The organism is Actinomyces stomatis (assembly GCF_031292835.1).
Lineage (GTDB): Bacteria > Actinomycetota > Actinomycetes > Actinomycetales > Actinomycetaceae > Actinomyces > Actinomyces stomatis.
Genome location: NZ_JASPEP010000028.1, coordinates 17999 through 37646, shown reverse-complemented (window position 1 = coordinate 37646; position 19648 = coordinate 17999). Strand labels below are relative to the sequence as shown.

Genomic DNA, 19648 nt, shown 5'->3' with positions numbered 1-19648 from the left:
CCCCGTGCGTGCGGGCCACCGCGACCCGCGCGCCGCGCTCGCGGGCACCGGCGCGCACCAGGGCCGGCTGGTCGGTGTCGAAGTCACCGTCGCGCAGCCGCTCACACAGCCGCTCGACGATACGGGCCCCGCCCACGCTGATCGAACCGTTGTCCCGACTGGGCTGCAGGTAGGGCAGGATCCGGTCCTCGGCGTAGAACTCGCCCCAGCGGCGCGGTTCGCCCTCCTCCGCGGCGTGCGGCCGCAGCCGGATGTCCGAGCGGCCCATCTGCGCCCGGCCGTCCCACCCGGGAGGCGCCGCCCCGAAAGCCGGGGCACCCGCCGCGTGGGTGACGGCCAGTGCCCGGCCGAAGGCCTCCGCCCCGGCCGGCGTCACGCTGGTCGTCGTCAGCCGCGGCTCCTCCAGCCAGCCCGGACCGCTGGTCACCGGCACCACGTGCGCCCCGCCGTCGGCCATCGCCTCGGCGAGCCAGGTCAGGCCCTGGGCCTCCAGGGCGGTGGAGACCGGGCCGTCGTCGTGCTTGCGGAAGACACTCATGGCTTCAGCCTGCCAGGCCTGCCGCCGCCGCGGGAGGGCTCCCGTGTTCCACGGAGCAACCCGCCGCCGGCCCGGCGGCCCGGACTGGCTACCCTGTGCCCATGACTGCTCCCGCTCCGCTCTGGTCCTTCCTCGGTCCGGCCGGCACCTTCACCGAGATGGCGCTGCGCCAGGTCGCCCCCGTCGACGTCGAGCTCGACCCCTGCCCGGACGTGCCCACCGCCCTGGACCACCTGCGCGAGCGCACGGTGGAGGCCGCCGTCGTGCCCATTGAGAACTCCGTCGAGGGCGGGGTCAACGCCACTTTGGACAACCTCGTGGCCTCCACGCCCCTGGTCATCGCCGCCGAGATGGCCGTGCCGATCACCTTCGTCCTGGCCGGCCGCCCCGGCACCCGCCTGGAGGACGTGCGCGCCATCTCCACCCACCCGCACGCCTGGGCCCAGTGCCGCGGCTGGGTCCACCAGAACCTCCCCGAGGCCGTCTACGTGGCCGGAACCTCCACCTCGGCGCCCGCCCGCGCGCTGGCCGCCTCCGACGGGGACACCGGATTCCAGGCCGTCCTGTGCAACCCGCTGGCCGCCAAGGAGTACGGGCTGGAGGTCATCGCCGGGGGCGTGGCGGACAACCCCGACGCCGTCACCCGCTTCGTCAAGGTGACCCGACCCGGCCGCGTGGGTGAGCCCACCGGCGCCGACAAGACCACCCTGCTCGTCCACCTCCCGCACGACCGCTCCGGCGCACTGCTGGACATGCTCGAGCAGTTCAGCGCCCGCGGCGTCAACCTCTCACGCATCGAGTCCCGACCCGTGGGCGACTCCCTGGGACGCTACCGCTTCTCCATCGACGTCGAGGGGCACGTGCGCGAGGAACGGGTCCAGGCCGCCCTCATCGGGCTGCACCGCACCTGCCCGGTGGTGCGCTTCCTGGGCTCCTACCCGCGGCTGGACGCCCGCCCGACGGCGGTCCTGGCCGGCACCAGCGACAAGGACTTCGTCGTGGCCCGCTCCTGGGTCGCCGACGTCCTCGACGGCCGCGCCCTGTAGCCGAGGCCCGCGCAGCCGCCCGGCTGCGCAGTCGCCTGGTTGCGGTGGCCTCTTGCCGATGTCGCGGTCGTACCTTGGGCCGCGGGTTCGAGGGGTAAAGGGTGCTGTGTTGTCTCATGACTTCTGAGACGTGTGAGTGTCGTGGCTTCTGAGACGCTAGCTCTGGCGGGTTGGTGGTCTTGGGGTGGATGGTGGGTCGAGGGAGGAGATCTGGAGGGGCGTTGGTGTCCATGGCGCTGACATCAACTCCGCATCGACCCCGTACCCGGAAGGCAAATCGCAGTATTCCAACGATCCTCGCTGGGCGCATTGACGTCGGGATCGTTGATGTCAGCGCTGTGGACACTGAGTGGCGGGCCTGGTCGACTCCGCGGGGTCTAGGCGGCGGGACCGGGAGCCCTCACCCCGGGGCCGGACGCGCCTTTCCCTGCCCGGCTCTTCCAGCTCCCACGCAGGGGCCCGGAGGTCATGGTTCAACGTTGGTTCCGGCCGACTCCCGCCCCGAGTCGACCTACTTCACGCGGGTGGGGAGGTACTGGCCAGGGATTGGGCGTACTGCACGAAGGCCCCGGGTAACCCACCCAACCAGGGTCTCAGATGTCATGGCATCCGAAACTCTCAGAAGTCATGAGACAACACAAGGGGTTAAGGGTACGAACGCGCGCACTAAGGTATGAACACGCGGACGCTTCACCTAGTGCCGCCCGCTCCGGCACCGTTCCTGCCCTCGTTGCCGGCGGGGGACATTCTGCGCGGCCGGGTGCGTGTCGTTCCGAGCGGGGGCGTTCGACGCCGTCGGGGACTGGAATCCCGTCCCCGCACGCGCACGATGTCCCCGTTCGAGACTAGAGGTCTCCGTACGCGCGGAATGTCCCCGGCTGTAAGGGGGCATCAGTGGACAGGCGACCGCAGCGTGCGCAAGGCTCAGGGGCGTGAGCTCCTCCGACGCCAGCACCGAGACAACCTCCGCAGCTTCCACCTCTTCAGCCGTCCCACTACCCGACCCCCGTGGCGCCGGCCCCTACCGCGTCATCATGGTGTGCACCGGCAATATCTGCCGCTCCGCCATGGCCGAGATCGTCCTGCGCGACCGCCTCGCCGCCGCCGGCATCCCCGACTCCGGGCCGGGCGGCGTGGCCGTCACCTCCGCCGGCGTTTCCGACGAGGAGCGCGGCAACCCCATCGACTCCCGGGCCCGCCGCGTCCTGACCGAGGCCGGCTACGGCACCGGCGCCGACGACGTCTCACGCGCCACAGGTATCGCCATCGGCACCCACACCGCCCACCGCATCACCGACGCCGAGATCGCCGAGGCCGACCTCCTGCTGGCCATGACCGACTCCCACTGGAACGTCCTCCAGCGCCGCGCCGCGGACCTGGGGGCCGAGCCCGCCCGCATCCGCATGTACCGCGAACTCGACCCGGCCTCCGCGCAGCAGGCCGAGGCCGTCATCGCAGGCGGCTCCTCCCGCAGCGTCCTCAACGTGCCCGACCCCTGGTACGGCACCATGGCCGACTTCGTCGACACCCTCGAGGTCGTCGAACGGGTCAGTGACGAGCTCGCCGAGCAGCTCACCGCACTCCGCGACTAGGGCGCCGAGACTGAGGCTCAGCGACTCAGTGCAGGCGGTTGTCCAACCAGCGCATGACGGCCTGAAGGTACTCGGCGCGCGCCAGCGGCCCGGACAGGGCCAGGTCGTGGACGCCCTCGGGAATCTGGCGGACGGTCACGTCATCGCCCAGGTACTGGGAGCGGTCGATGATCTGCTCCACGTCGAGGACCACGTCGGAGCGCTGCGCCTCCTCCAGGCTCGCCTTGACGCCGTTGCTGACCGTTGAGCAGCACACGAGGATCGGCACCCGGATCCCCAGCCCGTGGTGGACCTCGCGCTGCAGACGCCGGATTCCCGCCAGGAACCCGGCCCGCACCGGGAAGGACGGAGCCGGCTTGAGCGCCAGGTCCCAGTCCCACTCGCCGCGCCAGCGCCGGTGCAGGGCCGCCACGTAGTTGTCCTCATCGCTGCGGCCCGGCTCACTGATGACGCGCTCGGGGTCCCGCCGCGAGAGGAGGTCCACGAAGGCCGAGCCGTAGGAGCGCACCAGCGCCGATCCGGGGAGATCCAGCCACGGGGAGTTGAGGACGAGCGCGTCCACGGTCCCGGGGTGGTCGGCCGCCCAGATGACCGCCTGCAGTCCACCGGTCGAGTGTCCGTTGAGGACGACGACGTCGTGCCCGTGCTCGGAGCGGATGATGCGCAGGGCCTCGGAGATCTCCTCGTCATGGACGCGCAGGTCGCGCACGTCGTGCGGGGAGGCGTGCCCGACGCCGGCCCGCCCGCAGGCCCGCAGGTCCAGCGCGTAGAACTCGAAACCGGCGTCGAGGTAGGCCTGCGCCAGGTGGGTCTGGAAGAAGTAGTCGCTGCGGCCGTGCAGGTAGAGGACCGCGCGCGAGTGCCGTGGCCGGCTGGCCCGACCGGCCGCCTCGCGCTGGAAGACGAGCACGGCGTGGTCGGCGCCGGGCGCCTTCGTGGGCGACTCGGTCACCGGGATACGGCGAGCCACCCACGGCTCGCCCAGGATGTCGGGGGTGGTCGGCTCTGCGGTCGCACTCATGAGCAGATCCAAACACGTCGCCCCGTGCGGTGCGAGTAGCGCCGCCGACACACGACCTGGGAATAGCCAGGACGTTGCCGAAACACCGGTGATGGCCGGTCCGAGAGGCGGGGAGGGGCGGATGGGCCGCGGGCCCGGCCACCGGGTGCGGGCGTGACCTCGGTCCCTTGGCGGCGGCCTCGCTTGCATCGCGAAGGCGGCGCTGCGTAAGTTATTCGTGGCCATCCAGAGCAACCGAGAGACCTGGCTCGACGACATTGCAGCAACCCCCTTCATGGTGCGGGTGCTTCCGCCAGGAACGATGGAGGAATACGTGAGCACAAGCGAACAGTCGACCGCCGACCCCGGCCGGCATGAGGAGAGTGACTCCTCTGACTCCCAGCGCGTCGAGTACAGGGAGGGCGTGAGCGCCGAGCTTCGGGACACCGAGCCTGAGGGCGCTGAGGTCGGAAGCACTGACACCGAGGCGGACGGCTCCTCCGACGCCCCCATGATCTCCCTGCGCGACGTCCACAAGGTCTACCGTCTGCGCAGCGGCAAGGAGGTGCGGGCCCTGGACGGGCTCAGCCTCGACGTCGCCGCCGGCTCCATCCACGGCATCGTCGGCACCTCCGGTGCCGGCAAGTCCACGCTCGTGCGCTGCCTGACCTCCCTGGAGCGCCCCACCAGCGGCCAGGTGAGTGTCGACGGCCAGGACATGACCGCTCTGTCGGCCGGTCAGCTGCGCGAGGCCCGACGCCGCATCGGCATGGTCTTCCAGCACGCCAACCTCCTCGACCAGCGCACCACGGCGCAGAACATCGCCTACCCGCTGGCGCTCGCGGGCGTGCCGGGCGGACAGCGCCGCCCGATCGTGGAGCGCATGCTCGACCTCGTGGGCCTGGCCGACCGCGGCGCCTCCTACCCCTCCCAGCTCTCCGGCGGTCAGAAGCAGCGCGTCGGCATCGCCCGGGCGCTGGCCGACGACCCGGCCGTACTCCTGTGTGACGAGCCCACCTCCGCCCTGGACCCGGAGACCACCCGCTCCATCCTCGACCTCATCAAGAACGTCCGCGACACCCTGGGCCTGACCGTCATCATCATCACCCACGAGATGAGCGTGGTCCGCCAGGTCTGCGACTCCGTCAGCCTGCTCGAGGCCGGCAAGATCGTCGAGAGCGGTCGCCTGGAGGACATCGTGCTCGACGTCGACTCCCGGCTCTCACGCGAGATCGTGCCCTTCCCGAAGGTGCCAGAGGCCGCCGTCGCCCACGGGGAGAGCGTCATCGACGTCTCCATCACCGCCCACCCGGGCCAGCCGGCCGCCGTCGCCCTCATGTCCATGGTGGCCGAGCTCGGCGGGGACATCGCCGCCGGCGTCTTCGAGACGATCGGGCAGGCCCAGATCGGGCGCCTGGCCGTCACCGTCCCCGCGCCCGACACCGAACAGGCCGTGAGCACCCTGCGTCAGGCCGGTATTGCTGCGGAGGTCCGCTCATGAACTCGATTCTCCTTCCGCTGAGCCACGCCGCCGCCCTGCCGAGCAGCCGCACCTGGTTCGACAACCCGGCCATCCAGAACAAGCTCGGCTACGCCCTCGTTGAGACCCTGTCGATGACCTTCGTCTCCGGGGCCGTGACGGTCGTCCTCGGGCTTCTGCTGGGGCTCGCCCTGGTCTCCACCGGCAAGCGGGGCCAGTTCCGCAACCCGCCCCTGTACTGGGTGCTCTCGCAGATCGTCAACATCGGGCGCTCCATGCCCTTCATCATCCTCATGGTGGCCCTCATCCCGATCACCCGGATACTCGTGGGCACCTCCCTGGGGTGGCAGGCGGCCTGCGTCCCGCTGACCATCGGCGCGATCCCCTTCTACGCGCGCCTGGTGGAGACGGCCATCAACGACGTCGACCACGGCAAGGTCGAGGCTGCCCTCATGATGGGCGCCTCCGGACGGCAGATCACCTGGGGCGTCCTCGTGCGCGAGGCCCTGCCGATCCTCATCCAGTCGGCCACCGTCACCATCATCACCCTCCTGGGCTACTCCGCCATGGCCGGCGCCGTCGGCGGCGGCGGCGTGGGCGACCTCGCCATCCAGTACGGGTACCAGCGCAACCAGGTGGACGTCATGGTCATCACCGTGGTCGTCATCGTCATCATCGTCGGCATCATCCAGCTCGTCGGCGACATGCTCAGCCGGCTGGTGAACCACCGCTGAGGCGATCACCAGCCGGGTATGCGCGCGCAGCCGCCTGGAACCGGTCGGCCGCGTCGTCGGCCCCAGCACTGTCAAGCCTTTCCTCCTCCCGTCACTGGGGCCGCCCGGCCCCGCGAAAGGAACCACCATGTCCTCCTCCATCTCCCGCCGCACCGTCATCGCCGGTGGCCTGGCTACCGCCGCGGCCCTCACCCTGGCCGCCTGCGGCTCCAAGTCCGGTAAGGGCGGCGACGTCCAGGGCATCAAGGTCGACGGCGACACCGCCACGATCACCATCGGTGCCACCCCCAAGCCCCACGTCGAGATCCTCAAGTGGGTCCAGGACAACCTAACCAAGGGATCCGGCATCAAGCTGGACATCAAGGAGATCAACGACTACCAGACGCCCAACTCCTCGTTGGAGGACGGCTCGCTGGCCGCCAACTTCTACCAGACCCCCAACTTCCTGGCTCAGCAGAACAAGGAGAAGGGCTACGACTTCGTCTCCATCGCCGACGTCCACATCGAGCCCATGGGCATCTACACCTCCAAGGGATACAAGGACGTCAAGGACATCAAGGAGGGCGGCACGATCGTCCTCAACAACGACCCGGCCAACACGGCGCGTGGGCTCAAGCTCCTGGCCCAGGCCGGGCTCATCGAGCTGGACAAGTCCGCCGAGCTGCCCAGCGACACCGACGTGACCTCCAACCCCAAGAAGCTGAAGTTCACCACGGTCGACGGTGCCCAGGTCTACAAGTCGATGCCGGACGCCGAGGCCGCGGTCATCAACGGCAACTACGCCATCGACGCCGGGCTGAACCCCAAGAAGGACGCGCTCGTCCTGGAGAAGGGCGGCAAGGACTCCGAGTACCCCAACCAGCTCGTCGTGCGCAAGGACGACAAGGACAACGAGCACCTCAAGAAGCTCGCCAAGCTCCTCAACGACGAAAAGCTGCGTGACTACATCAACAAGACCTGGCCCGACGGGGCGGTTGTCGCGGCGTTCTGACGCCGAAGGCTGCGGGCCTGCCACAGGTCCGTGCGCGGGGCCGGTTGTGGTTGGTCGAGAGGCCGACTGCGACCGGCCCTCGTCCTGTCACGGCCGGGGCCTTCGACGTGGTCGGGTGCGCTCTGCGCGTTCGGGGGCATGTCCGTTCGGCCGGGGACATTTCTTTGCGGGCGGGGACCTTCGACGCCGTCGGGGACAGGAATCCTGTCCCCGAACGTGTGGGATGCCCCCGGCCAGAAGAAGACGCACCCGGCCGCGCAGAATGTCCCCGTCGGTGCGGATGGCTCAGGCGGCGATGGCGGCGCCCAGGAGGATGAGGCGCAGCGCCCGCTCGGTGGCGTCGGTGACGAGCTCGTCGGCGTGGGAGACGGCCTCGGTCAGGTCCATGGGGACCGGGATGATGCCCATGACGGCGTCGATCCCGGCGGCGTGGACGGCGTCGGAGCCCTGGCCGATGGAGCCGGCCAGCGCGATGACCGGTTTGCCGGCCAGCTTGGCCCGCCGTCCCACCTCGGCGGGAATCTTGCCGCGCGGTGTCTGGAAGTCGACGGCGCCCTCGGCGGTGATGACCAGGTCGGCTCGGGCGATCTGGGTATCGAGGTCGACGCCGCACAAGTCGGCATCCATGAGGACGTCGAAGCGCGAGCACAGTCTGGCCCCCAGCCCCGCGGCGAGCCCGGCTCCCAGGCCGCCCGAGGCGCCGGTCCCGGGGCCGGTGAGCAGGTCGCGGTGGGCCGCCTGGGCGGGGAAGGCCTCGGTGAGGAGACCGGCCCAGTGGACCAGGCCCGCCTCGAGGGCCTCCACCTGCTCGGGGGTCGCCCCCTTCTGCGGCCCGAATACGCGGGCCACGCCGCGCTCGCCGGTGAGGAGGTTGTGCATGTTGCCGGCCACGAGGACCTCGACGTCGCGCAGGCGGGGGTCCATGCCGGAGGTCTCGATCCGCTGGATCCGGGCCAGGTTCGAGCCGATCGGGTCGATCTCATCGCCGCCTGCGTCCAGAAGCCGGGCGCCCAGGGCGACGAGCGCGCCGGCCCCGCCGTCGCAGGTCCCCGAGTCGCCGCAGCCGATGATGATGCGCCGGGCGCCGTTATCGAGGGCCACTGAGATGAGCTCTCCGACGCCGGTGGTCGTCGTGGCGCCGGGGTCGCGCATCCCGGCGGGCACCAGGCGCAGGCCGGCCGCCGCGGCCATCTCCACCAGCCAGGTGCCCTGGGCCGATCCGCCCAGTCGGGCCAGGTAGGAGTCGACCGGCTCGCCGACGGGGCCGGTGACGCGGGTGGTGACGAGGTCGCCGCCGGTGGCCCGGGCCATCGTGGCCGCCGAGCCCTCTCCGCCGTCGACCAGGGGCAGCTCGACGACGACGGCGCCGGGCAGGAGACGGCGCACCCCGGCGGCCACCGCCTGACACACCCCCTCGGGGGACAGGCTCTCCTTGAAACCGGAGGGGGCGACGAGAATGCGGGTGGGAACGGATGTGGGCATGACTTTCCTCCAGGGTTGCAATGTGTGCGGGGTTCTCAGGGGATGGGGCGGGCCCGGGGCGCGGGTGTCCGCCCGGCCTCACCAGCTCAGGCCCAGCAGCGGCCACAGCCAGGCGCTGCACGCCATGACCAGGACCACCATGAGGGGGCCGAGGAGCAGCGACAGGCGCCGCAGGTCGTCGGGGGAGAAGGTCTCCACGCCCTCGATGTCGGAGAACATGGCCACGGGCTTGGCCGAGGACGGCAGCGTGTGGCAGAAGCCCGCGGCGGCGGTCGAGGCGAAGGCCGCCGCGGCCGGGCTGACACCCACCGCCGGAGCCAGGGCCACGACGATCGGGATGAGGACGGCCGAGCGGGCCGAACGCGACTGGATGACCAGGTGCGATGCCGTCGAGAGCACCACGACGACCAGCATGAAGGGCCAGGGGGAGTGAATCCTCACGGCGTTGAAGGCCGAGGTCGCCACCCACTTCGCGGCGCCGGTGGACACCAGCGCGTCCCCCATGGCGAGGGTGGCTGCCATGAAGACCAGCAGCGACCAGGGGGCCTTGGCCAGGGCCTTGCGCAGGGCCACCGAGCCGTAACCGGGCAGCGAGGTCACCAGGACCCCCATGAGGGCCACGATGGCCGGGTCGATCCCGTGCAGGGCCTCGGTGCACCACAGCACCACGACCGTGCCGACGAGCAGGGCGGCCCGGTTCTCGGCCTGGGTCAGGGGACCTGTGACCGGGGTCGGGGAGGCCGCCGCGAGGTCGGCGATGTCGACGCGCACCCGACGGCGCATGTCCTCCCTGCGGGTGAACAGCCACACGATGAGCTCGGTGGACAGGTGGCTGGACAGGGCTGCCAGGGGCAGGCCCAGCAGCAGCCAGCCGGCGAAGGAGAACTCCTGCCCACCGGCCGAGGCCACGATGTGGGAGGTCACCAGGTGGGCTCCCGCCCCCAGGAAGGAGCCGACCGCGGACAGCAGGATGACAGTGGGGAAGATGATCGACAGGGCGTGGATGAGCCGCTTGCGGGAGGCCACCAGGGCGTCGTCGTCGCCCGACCCGGTGCGCAGCGCGCCGGCCAGGGCCGTGTAGACCGGTAGCAGCAGGGCGGCCCGACCCGAGGTGGAGGGGGCCGCGAAGACGGTGGCGACGATCGCGGCCGTCACCAGGTGGAGCAGGACACGCGGGTGGTCGGTGCCGGTCACCAGCCAGGCCGCCAGGCGGCCCGTCAGACCCGAGGCGCTCACCCCGACGGCGATGACGAAGGCCGCCACCAGCAGCCAGATCGTGTCGTCGCCGAGGCTGGCGAACATCTCGTCCGGGCTCAGGGCACCGGTGAGGACCAGGGCGGTGGCGGCCCCCAGGGAGATGTAGGTGTCGTCCACGCTCGTGAAGGCCCAGGCCCATACCGAGGCGATGAAGATGATGAGGGTGAGTGCGCCGGTGACGGTCAGGCTCCCCTCGGCGCCGCCGGCGCGCCAGGCGGCCACGCCCACGGCCGCGCACAGGCACACGGCGAGGGCGGCGGAGATGAGGCGCCGCCATGGCAGGCGTCGGGCCGGAGCCGGTTCGCCGCTCCTGGCCAGGGAGAGCGGCAGGGTCTCGCGCACGGTGGGTACATCGGTTTCGAAGGAGGCAACGGCGTCAGTCGCGGTGGTCATGAGCCGGCCTCCTCTCCCGAGGCGCCGTGCGCGCGGTCATCGTGGGCGCTGTCGTCGTGGGCGGCCGCCGGCTCACCGTCGCTCACCCGGGGCGCCGTGGCCGCCGAGGTGCGTGAGGAGGGGGCGGTGGCCGGGGAGGCGACGGAGGCGGGATCGGGGTCCGAGGAGAGGTGCCAGGAGCTGTCGGCCGGGATGCGCAGGCCGACGGTGGCGCCCTGACCCGAGGCGGAGACCGCGAAGACGGTGCCGTCGTGGGCGTCGGCGATGGCTCGCACGATGGCCAGACCCAGCCCGCTGCCGCGTGGCCTGCCGTCGGCCTCGCCATGCGTGAAGCGCTCGAAGAGCCAGTCGACGTCGTCGTCAGCCAGTCCGGGGCCCTCGTCGGTTACGGAGATCTCCAGCCCGCTGCGGCCGTAGCCGTCGGTGCCGGGGGCGACGGTGAGGGTCAGAGGGCCGTCGCCGTGCTGCAGCCCGTTGCGGGCGAGGTGACCGGTGGCCTGACGCAGGCGCTCGACGTCGAGTGTGGCCGTGCCGCGGGCCCTGAGGTCGAAGCTCCAGCGGCCCGGGGCCATGGCCTCGACGTCGTCGAGCAGGGTGCGGGCCAGCTCGGAGACCTCGACGTCGGGGGTGAGGTGGGCGAAGTCTCGCCGTTCGGCCTGGGTGAGGGACTGGAGGTCGTCGAGGACCCGCTGCAGCTCGGCGATCTGGGCTCGCTGCTGGAGGACGGTGCGGGTGGCCGGCTGGCTGGCCAGGCGCGCGTCCATGACGGCCAGGGGGCCTGAGATCTCCTGGTGGGCGCGCAGGACGAACTGGGTCTGGCCGTCGAAGGCCTCCTGAAGGCGGTCCAGCATGCCGTTGAACGCCTCGGTCAGGCCGGCGATGTCGTCGCGCCCCTTGACGGGTAGGCGGCGGTTGAGGTCCTGGGTGGAGACGGAGGCGGCCGCGGTGCGCAGGTCGTGCAGGGGACGCAGGATCTGGCGGGCCACGAGCAGCCCGACGACGCCGGTGAGGACCAGGACGGCCGCGCTGATGCCGACCATGAGCCAGATCGTGGCGTTGAGCTGGTCCACGCGGGAGGCGGTGAAGCTCATGGTGATGACGGACAGGTGCTGGGAGGGGTTGTCGGGCTCGAGCTCGACCCGGGCCCAGCGGACCTCCCCGCTTCCGTAGGAGGTGGCGCCAGACGGCGACTGCAGCATCTTGACGAACAAGGGGTCCGTGCTGGTCAGGTCCAGGTTCGGGGCGGAGGCGCCGGAGGCCTGGGTGGCCTTGCCGGTGGCGTGGTTGTAGATGATGACGGCTTCGCGGTCGGTGAGCTGCTGGCCGTCCCGGTAGACCTCCATGAGGCGGGTGGTGGAGGTGAAGGGTTTGGAGGTCCGCGGGTCGACGCCGGTGGAGGCGAAGTTCTGCAGCTCCTTGACCTCGTGGGCGACGTCGGCGTTGGCGGAGCGGGAGATGTCCGCCATGAGGGTGGAGCGTACGGAAACGATCATGCTGGTCAGCCCCAGGGCGACGACGAACAGCATCCAGGCGACGATGCGCAGCCGTGCGGGCACCGAGGGACCGGAGACCGGATCGGCGGCCAGTGGGGGAGGAGACGAGGGGACGGTGGTCATCGGCATCAGCTCCCTTGGCCAGCAGAGGTCAGGTAGACCGGGCTGGGCTGCGCGGGCGGGCCGGGGACGACGGCCATGAACTCGGCGGCCAGCGCCAGCGCCACCGGGACGAGCATGAGCAGAGCCAGGGCGAGGATGCGGCGTGAGGTGTTCATGCTTCAACTGTCACGAGCCAGTCCTAGAGGGACCACAGGTGAGCGTGAGAGTTCTCTTATGTTGAATAGCTTAGCGAAACAGTAATATTTATAGGTCTTAGTGGTGGGCGGGGTGGGCGTGCGACGTCGTCGGGGGACATTCTTGTGCGGCCGGGGACGTTCGACGCCGTCGGGGACAGGATTCCGGTCCCCGTACGCGCCAGGTGTCCCCGGCTGGAGCAGGCGGCACCCGGCCGCGTGGAATGTCCCCGTCGCGTCGTTAGTGGGCCCGGTTGTCATCATCTGTGGACAGTTCGCGGTCTGCGGGCCTTGAGGCCGAGGTGACCACCTAGGTTGAACCGCGGACGTCCGACGGCGTCCAGCGGTAACGGCGGATTCTCAGGGGAGAGGGCGGCGCAGGGGTATGGCAGCTCGACGTGAACGGACACGGCCGAGCCGGTTGGCTCAACCGGTGCGGGGACGCACAGCTGGGGACCTCGGCGGCTTGGGTCGCGCGGTTGGGGAGGGTGGCGTCGTCGGCGTCGGAGGCCCGGCCATTCCGGCTGCTGTGGAGGCGCGTGATCTGCGCAAGTCCTTCCCGACCCCTGGCGGGGAACCGATCGAGATCCTGCACGGCATCTCCTGCGCCATGATGCCGGGGCGGATGACGGCGCTGGTCGGCCCCAGCGGGTCGGGCAAGTCGACGGCGCTGCTGTGCCTGGCCGGGCTGGAGCCGGCGACGTCGGGGCGTGTCTCGCTCATGGGGCGTGACCTCGGCGGGCTCCCGGCGGCGCGGGTGGCCGAGCTCTACCGCGATCGGGTGGGCTTCGTCTTTCAGGCCTACAACCTTGTGCCCTACTTGACGGTGCGGGAGAACATCACGATCTCCGACACCCTGGCCGGCAGGCGCCCCGAATCGGCACGGGTGCGAGAAGTCCTGGTCGGGCTGGGACTGGAGTCGCGCGCTGACGCGGTCGCCACCACGCTCTCGGGCGGCGAGCAGCAGCGCGTCGCCCTGGGGCGGGTCCTCTACCGCCGTCCACCGGTCGTCTTCGCCGACGAACCGACCGGGGCCCTGGACACCCGCTCGGCCGCCTTCGTCCTGGCCGAGCTGCGGCGCCTGGCCGACGACGGGGCCGCCGTCATCCTCGTGACGCACGACCTGGGGGCCGCAGCCCTGGCGGAGAGCGTACTCATCATGCGCGATGGCCGTATCGTCGACCGCCGCCGCGGTGCCACCCCCGACGAGCTGCTGGCCGCCGTCAATCAGACGGGAGATGCGGCATGACCCGCTACACGCTGCGCGCCCTGGCTACACAGTGGCGGGCCTGGTCGGGGATGGTGGCGGTGCTGGCTCTCGCCGCGGGGCTCGTCAACGTCTGCCTGGTGCACCGCATGACCGTCACCCGGCCCGACGTCGTCGCCGCGGCGCGGGCGGCGGGCGTGGCGCCGGCCGAGCTCACGGTTCCGGGTGTCTCGGTCGCCTTCTATACGGCGATGGTGACGGTTCCGGTAGTGGCCGTCGTCGGGCGGTCCTGCGTGCAGGCACTGCGCACGAGCTGGGCCCTGTGGCGGCTGGCCGGCGCCCTGCCCCGGCAGGTGCTCGCCGCCGTCCTCGCCACCGTGGCGGTGCTGGGCCTGGTGGCCTGCGCGCCCGGGATCCTGCTGGGGATGGTGGCGGCCCAGCCCTTCGCCTCGGTGCTCACCCGCCTGGCGGCCGCGCGCATGGGGCGGATCGAGGTCGCCGAGACGCCGATGACCTTGCTGCTCACCGTGGTGGTCGTGGTCGCCATTGCGGTCCTGGGGGCCGTGGGTCCGGCGCGCGCCGCGGTGAGGACGCCCGCTGTGGAGGCGGTGCGTGACGCCGCGTCGGAAGGGCGACGGCGCATGGGCGTGGGGCGGCGAATCGTGGCCGGATTGTGGATGCTCGTATGCGCGGGGCAGCTGCTCGTCGCTTTTCTGGCTCCACCCGGAAGGAAGATCGATGGATGGCCGACAGGTGGCGGCCAGGCGACCCTGGCCTCCCTCCTGCTCGCGGTCCTCGTGGTGCTGCTGGCGCCCGTGCTCATCCCGGGGCTACTGCGGATGTGGTCGGCGCCGTTGGTGCGGCTGGGTGGGCCGTGGCTCCTTGCGCGCCGTTCGGCGCTGTGGCGCAGCGCGTCCGCGGCAAGTGCCATCGGCCTGCTGGCCCTGGCGATCTCCTTCACCGCGGCGCTTACGACCAGTCTCGGTACGGGGCAGGCGGTGGTGGAGGCTGCGCACCTGGACGTGGCGCTCAACCAGGTGGACTCGCTGGTGCTGGCGGCGATCCTCGGGGCGATGGCGCTGCTGGGGGCCGTGGCCGTCGTCGGCATGTCCTCCCGGTCTCGGCAGCGCGAGCTCGCGGTGCTGCGCTGCGCCGGGGCCACGAGGAGGACCATGTGCACGCAGGTGGTCATCGAGGCGGGGCTGTACGTGGGGACGTCCCTGCTGATCTCGCTTGTGCCGTTGGCGGTGACGACGATTGGCGAGTCCTTTTTCTACGCCAGGGCGGGGCTGCCGCTGGTACTGCGCCCCGGCGTCGGGCCGGTGCTGCTGGTGGCCGTTCTGTCCTTCCTGGCCCTGGCCGCGGTGCTGCTCGCTCCGCTCCGGGGTGCTACCCGGACCCCGATCGGCACCGTCCTGGCGGCCGAGTGACGATGGGCCCGAGGAGGGAGGGGGGCAGCAGATCGCGAGGACCGAGCGGTTGGCCGCTCGCGGCCCGCGGACTGCTCCGGGAGCTCAGAGCTCGGGGCGTAGGGTACGGTCGCGACGGAGAGGAGGGACGCTGGTGTCCGGTGCAGAGCACAGCTCGTCGTCGGCCATGAGGATGCGGACCACCTGGCGGACGCTGGGGGAGTGGGTGCGCCAGCCGGCGCCCGCGCAGGCCGGTCCCGGCATCCTGTCCACGCTGCTCCTCATCCTGTGCGCCACCTACCAGGGCGGCATGATCGGCAGCGCGGTGCTGACCGGCCGCGTCGGCGACGGCGGCCTGGTTGCGGGGATCGCCCCGACCAGAATCGGATTCACGGTTCTCATCGTGGCGGCCATTGGGTCCACGGCGCTCCTCACTGCGCGGCGCAGGTACCCGCTGGCGGTCTTCCTGATCGAGTGCGCCGTGTACGTGGCGGCCTCGGCGCTGGGGCTCAACAACTTCTTCCTCGTCCCGGTGCTGGTGGCGCTGGGGAGCGCGGTGAGTCGGCTCCCGCTGTGGCAGCACCTCGCGGTGATCGGCGCGGCCTGCCTCATGGCGACGGCCAGCGCGGTCCTGGTGGCCCCGCCAGGGATCCTGATGGAGGAGTGGCTCAGCCAGGTGGTCGCCGTCCTGCTGACGGCCATCGCGGCGATGCTGGCGCGCAGCGTCGCGAACTGGCGGGCGTCGCAAGCCGACGCCAAAGCCGAGCGGGAGCGCTTCCGGGCGCTTCGGGCCGAGCGCGATCGCGCGGTGAGCCGGGCCGGTATCGCCGCCGAGCTGCACGACTCCGTGGGGCACGGCCTGACCACGATCATCGCCCTGTCCGAGGGGCTGGCCGGTGGCGCCGACCCGGAGATCGATGAGGCGCTCGGGGGTATCAACGAGGTGGCGCGGGAGTGTCTGGAGCAGACGCGCCGGGCGGTCAGGGCCCTGGCCAACGGCGGGGAGTCGCCGGATCGGGACGGCGCAGGGTGCCGGTCCTGGGATGAGATCAGGAGCGTCGTCGGCAGGGTCCGGTCGCTGGGCGTTACGGTGGTCTTCACTGAGACCGGGCGGCGGGCCGACGACGCCGGGCAGGCCGACCTGTGCTTCGCGCTCACCCGGGAGGCGCTCACCAACGCGGTGCGGCACGCACCGGCGCTGTCGCAGGCGCGGGTGTCCTGGGACCACGGCGAGTCGGCGGTGACGGTGACGGTTCGCAACGACGGCGCCTCGGGTGACAGTGGCGGGGAAGATGACGGCTACCGTGACGATTCCGCGGAGGGAACCGGTCTGCTGCGGCTGCGGGACCGGATTGAGGCGGCGGGAGGCTCGCTGGACTGGGGGCCCGAGTCCGATGTCGGCTGGCTGGTGACGGCGACGGTGCCGAGAACTCGCGGTGAGGGCTGAGGCGTGGGCTCGGGATCGGAGGGGCTGAGGCCGACGTCGGTCATGATCGTGGACGACCAGCGCTATGCGCGCCTGGGGCTGGCACTCATGATCCGTAAGGCGCCGGATCTGCGCGTGGTGGGAGAGGCCGGTGACGGGCAGGAGGCGCTGGAGGCCCTGGAGGAGCTGAACCGGTCAACGGGGTTGCCCGACGTCGTGCTCATGGATGTGCGCATGCCGGGCATGGACGGGATCAGCGCGACCCGGGCTATGGCGCGGCGGTTCCCGACAGTGAAGGTGCTGGTGCTGACCACCTACGACGAGGACGACTACGCCTTCGGGGCACTGGAGGTGGGGGCCTCGGGGTTCCTGCTCAAGGACGTACGCGCTGCGCAGCTGGCTCAAGCAGTGCGGGCGGTGGCGCAGGGCGATGCCGTGCTCACGCCGCGCGTCACCAAGGAGCTCATTGCGCGTGGGGTTCCGCGGGCGCTGTCCGGTGCGCAGCGCAAGGGGCTGCGGGAGAGGTTTGGGGCGCTGACACCCAGGGAGCTCGACGTGGCCCGGCTCATTGCGGAGGGGATGTCGAACGAGGAGATCGCCGAGCGGCTCGTGCTGCAGCCTGCCTCCGTGCGCCGCAACGTCAGCCGCATCCTGGCCAAGCTCCACCTGCGCGACCGCGTCCAGATCGCCGTCGCCTGGTACAAGAGCGGTTAATCGATGATAGTGAATCGATGAAAATCTCGATTTGAGCTGAATTAGTCGAGGCGCGCAACGGGCAGGCTCGCATAGAAATGTTACGCGTTAATTTTGCAAACTTCATTAAAACGGTTTGGTGACTCCTGATGGCGAATTTGGGTGTTGAACTTCTCGGGGCTGCGGTGCTAGCCTTAGTGAACGACCTAAAAGAATGGGTTTGTAGGGCGATATTTGTTGCCCGTTCTAAGTAGTTTTCAACATTATGTTGAAGATAGGGGAATTGTTGTGGATGCTGTTATTTCAGAAGTGCGCCGCTGCCTGGACTCAGGATATTATCGTGCTGCGTTAGTCTTGGCTCTGACAATCCCAGACATCTGTGGGCTTGTCGAGCACCCAGAGTGTCGGAAGAAGTCGAGTAAACGATATGTAGCTTGGTTTAATGACCACATCCTCGTCAACTATGCTAAAAAGTTCACTCCTGAGGGTGAGGTGTCTGAATCATACTTTGACGGTGATATGTGCTATTCGCTACGTTGCAAATTCCTTCACGAGGGAAATAGTCAGATTGAAGCGAAATCAATAATTGTGAGTGGCAATGAAGGCTGCAGTTTCGAGTTTCGGCCGATTGTGGGGGGTAGCGACAGTTATGGAAGAACGATTTACAGCATTGCGGGGCACGACGCTGTTACGGTCAAGCGAGTTAGATTGAATATAGTTGATCTCTGCAAGGCTTTGTGCCATGGCGCAGAACAGTTTTGCAAAACGCGAAACAAGGGTGATTTTATTAATCATCAACTTAGTTATGCAAACCTCTCACAGATGGTTGGCGTCTTGAAATCAGATTATTGAATAGTGCATTTATGCGCTTGAACCAAAGATTAAGCATCGTCGAGGGCGGGGGTATTAAATTTCACTGAGTGTATTCATTATGTACCCGCACTCGTGGGACATAACTGTTGATTATGTTTGATAACAAGTATGGATCTGATCGCGCTTTGGCTACGTAGCTAGAAAAACCTGCGGTCCCGCCCTGGTTTGTAACTCAGTACTGGTCTATGAAGATCTCTGTCTCGTTTACCGGAATTATAGGAGAAAGTGAGGCTAGCGCGTCCTTCGCTACGATAGGCGTGTCGGCTACAACTTTAGCGATCGCAGGCTTAACCCATAAATTATCCCAGAGTTGATGCTCCGGTTCGTGACTTCGCTTCGAGACATGATGGCACAGCATCTCTTGATAATCGGGATGGATTCCCAGAGGACCTATTGCCCTCTGCATCCATAGATCGAAGTATCCCGTATTTGGAACTTCTGACATCCGTTCTACTATAAGCTCAACCTGTTTTTCTATGTCATTAGAGTCTAGCGAACTAAATAGGTGTGAAAGTATACCCATGCACTGAGGATAAGTTCTTGAGTTTTTCAACATGATACTGACTGTGATTGCTATTAAAGTTCCGATGTCTGTATATTGACTGCTTGCCATCGATGCGTTTGGCATATTCTTTCGAAACTCAGCAAGTAGCCGCATAAGTCCTCCGCTGTTGGGGTACTCTAGTCCAAACTGGCGGATAGCGAGGAGTTTCTTTTGTGGCCCTCCTCTTGGGAAGACTTCCGGAAATCCGCGCTTAATCAGTGCAGCCTTGTCGGGTTTGATCGAGGACGATATGATATCGTCGGAGATTAGGGTCTTTGCCTGGTTTAAACGCATGTTAATTGATCGGAGAACATTAGTCAAAGCCAATAAGATCTCTCTAGCATCTTCCTGAGAGTTAGTGAAGATCCGATAGTCGTCGCGATAACGCAGTATCTCAAAGTTGATCTTTGTTCGACTGGGTGAGGACGGCCTTCCTTCTACCTCAATCTGCAGTAGTTCATCTGCGTAGCCAAGTATGATTTCTGCGATTAGATCAGAAATTATATTACCTTGAGGGATTCCATTCGTTTGACCGTACTGTATGTCTTGAAGTAGCCTGTCAATCTCGTCGCCCAAAAGAAATATTTTCTGCCTCCCTCGATTATTCTTTGCCGCAGTTTTACCGTGGAGAGCCCATGAAAGTGTGTGAGTGTAAATGGAGCCGTAGCAGTTTGCTATGTCTGTTGTGGTTATGTATTTGTATTCCAAGGATTTCGCTATCGATTCTTGTTCAAACTGACTCCAATAGTCAAGCACTGAGGATTCGGTTGCAGCCTGAACCGAATTTTCAACCCTTGGTAGCGAGCAACACTTTACTTTAGGTATATGAGAAAACACCTTAAAACGACCTGTAATGCTCTCCCAGTTTGTTGGCTCAGTAATTAGTTCCACCAACTCAAGGTAAAGTACCGGATGAATTAAAGTGAATGGCCGCCAGGAGAGGTCGGCGCCTTTATTTGATATTAGCAGATAATTTACGTTTTCGACGTCTCGGATTTTAGGATCTCCGCTTTGGTATTGTTTTCGGGTTCCCCCGGAGTTGCGCATGGCGTCAGAAGTTCTACTTAGAAGCTCTGCAAAGTCGAAGTATGGAGGTATCGGAATTCGAGAAAAAGATGATGATCTCATCAGGGCTTTCTTGGCCTCTGGTGATTTTAGTTCGATTATTGACGTCATGATTCATCTCCTTAAAGT

General features: G+C 67.8%; 16 protein-coding genes and 1 pseudogene. 10 read left to right on the top strand and 7 right to left on the bottom strand.

Annotated features, from left to right (window positions below; genetic code table 11):
- Nucleotides 1-538, bottom strand: a pseudogene (locus tag RIV12_RS11695) (fructosamine kinase family protein); the annotation flags it as partial.
- Between the two features lie 101 nt (nt 539-639).
- Here RIV12_RS11695 and pheA point away from each other — a divergent pair.
- Nucleotides 640-1584 carry a prephenate dehydratase gene (gene pheA / locus RIV12_RS11690; protein WP_309324058.1) on the top strand — a complete coding sequence of 315 codons (945 nt, stop codon included), beginning with the start codon at nt 640-642 and terminating at the stop codon, nt 1582-1584.
- Between the two features lie 1034 nt (nt 1585-2618).
- A complete protein-coding gene (locus RIV12_RS11685) occupies nt 2619-3176 on the top strand; it encodes a low molecular weight protein-tyrosine-phosphatase (RefSeq protein ID WP_309324064.1) in 558 nt (185 codons plus the stop codon).
- Between the two features lie 25 nt (nt 3177-3201).
- On the opposite strand, the gene RIV12_RS11680 is transcribed toward RIV12_RS11685, so the two are convergent.
- Nucleotides 3202-4197 (bottom strand): alpha/beta hydrolase, encoded by a 996-nt coding sequence (locus RIV12_RS11680; protein WP_309324056.1) that lies wholly within the window; start codon nt 4195-4197, stop codon nt 3202-3204.
- Between the two features lie 217 nt (nt 4198-4414).
- On the opposite strand from RIV12_RS11680, the gene RIV12_RS11675 reads away from it, so the two are divergent.
- The 3 genes from RIV12_RS11675 to RIV12_RS11665 all read left to right on the top strand — a co-directional run bounded on the left by RIV12_RS11675 (nt 4415) and on the right by RIV12_RS11665 (nt 7381).
- On the top strand, nt 4415-5677 hold the full coding sequence (locus tag RIV12_RS11675) for a methionine ABC transporter ATP-binding protein (protein WP_309324054.1): 1263 nt from the start codon (nt 4415-4417) through the stop codon (nt 5675-5677).
- The gene (locus RIV12_RS11670; protein WP_309324053.1) at nt 5674-6390 is read left to right on the top strand and encodes a methionine ABC transporter permease; all 717 of its coding nucleotides are present in this window, start codon (nt 5674-5676) and stop codon (nt 6388-6390) included. The genes RIV12_RS11675 and RIV12_RS11670 overlap by 4 nt, the downstream gene beginning before the upstream one ends.
- A 127-nt stretch (nt 6391-6517) precedes the next feature.
- A complete protein-coding gene (locus tag RIV12_RS11665; protein ID WP_075417466.1) occupies nt 6518-7381 on the top strand; it encodes a MetQ/NlpA family ABC transporter substrate-binding protein in 864 nt (287 codons plus the stop codon).
- Between the two features lie 285 nt (nt 7382-7666).
- On the opposite strand, the gene RIV12_RS11660 is transcribed toward RIV12_RS11665, so the two are convergent.
- From RIV12_RS11660 to RIV12_RS11645, 4 genes are all read right to left on the bottom strand, one after another.
- Nucleotides 7667-8863 (bottom strand): glycerate kinase family protein, encoded by a 1197-nt coding sequence (locus tag RIV12_RS11660; RefSeq protein WP_309324051.1) that lies wholly within the window; start codon nt 8861-8863, stop codon nt 7667-7669.
- A 78-nt stretch (nt 8864-8941) separates the two neighbouring features.
- Nucleotides 8942-10513, bottom strand: a complete 1572-nt coding sequence (locus RIV12_RS11655; protein ID WP_309324049.1) for an SLC13 family permease — start codon at nt 10511-10513, stop codon at nt 8942-8944.
- Nucleotides 10510-12129 (bottom strand): sensor histidine kinase, encoded by a 1620-nt coding sequence (locus tag RIV12_RS11650; protein WP_309324047.1) that lies wholly within the window; start codon nt 12127-12129, stop codon nt 10510-10512. Before RIV12_RS11650 ends, RIV12_RS11655 begins: the two co-directional genes overlap by 4 nt.
- A 5-nt stretch (nt 12130-12134) precedes the next feature.
- A complete protein-coding gene (locus RIV12_RS11645) occupies nt 12135-12284 on the bottom strand; it encodes a hypothetical protein (RefSeq protein WP_172635270.1) in 150 nt (49 codons plus the stop codon).
- Nucleotides 12285-12831: 547 nt separating this feature from the next.
- Between RIV12_RS11645 and RIV12_RS11640 the strand changes: the two genes are divergently transcribed.
- From RIV12_RS11640 to RIV12_RS11620, 5 genes are all read left to right on the top strand, one after another.
- Entirely contained in the window at nt 12832-13551 is a 720-nt protein-coding gene (locus RIV12_RS11640) for an ABC transporter ATP-binding protein (RefSeq protein ID WP_309324062.1), read from the top strand.
- Nucleotides 13548-14939 carry an FtsX-like permease family protein gene (locus RIV12_RS11635; RefSeq protein ID WP_309324045.1) on the top strand — a complete coding sequence of 464 codons (1392 nt, stop codon included), beginning with the start codon at nt 13548-13550 and terminating at the stop codon, nt 14937-14939. Before RIV12_RS11640 ends, RIV12_RS11635 begins: the two co-directional genes overlap by 4 nt.
- A 133-nt stretch (nt 14940-15072) precedes the next feature.
- Nucleotides 15073-16365 (top strand): sensor histidine kinase, encoded by a 1293-nt coding sequence (locus RIV12_RS11630; RefSeq protein WP_309324043.1) that lies wholly within the window; start codon nt 15073-15075, stop codon nt 16363-16365.
- A gap of 3 nt (nt 16366-16368) precedes the next feature.
- Nucleotides 16369-17058: a response regulator transcription factor gene (locus tag RIV12_RS11625; protein ID WP_309324041.1), complete on the top strand. Its 690-nt coding sequence runs from the start codon at nt 16369-16371 to the stop codon at nt 17056-17058.
- A gap of 267 nt (nt 17059-17325) precedes the next feature.
- Nucleotides 17326-17889, top strand: a complete 564-nt coding sequence (locus tag RIV12_RS11620; protein WP_309324039.1) for a hypothetical protein — start codon at nt 17326-17328, stop codon at nt 17887-17889.
- A gap of 193 nt (nt 17890-18082) precedes the next feature.
- Here RIV12_RS11620 and RIV12_RS11615 read toward each other — a convergent pair whose 3' ends face one another.
- Nucleotides 18083-19630 carry an RNA-directed DNA polymerase gene (locus tag RIV12_RS11615; RefSeq protein ID WP_309324038.1) on the bottom strand — a complete coding sequence of 516 codons (1548 nt, stop codon included), beginning with the start codon at nt 19628-19630 and terminating at the stop codon, nt 18083-18085.
- Nucleotides 19631-19648 lie beyond the last annotated feature (18 nt).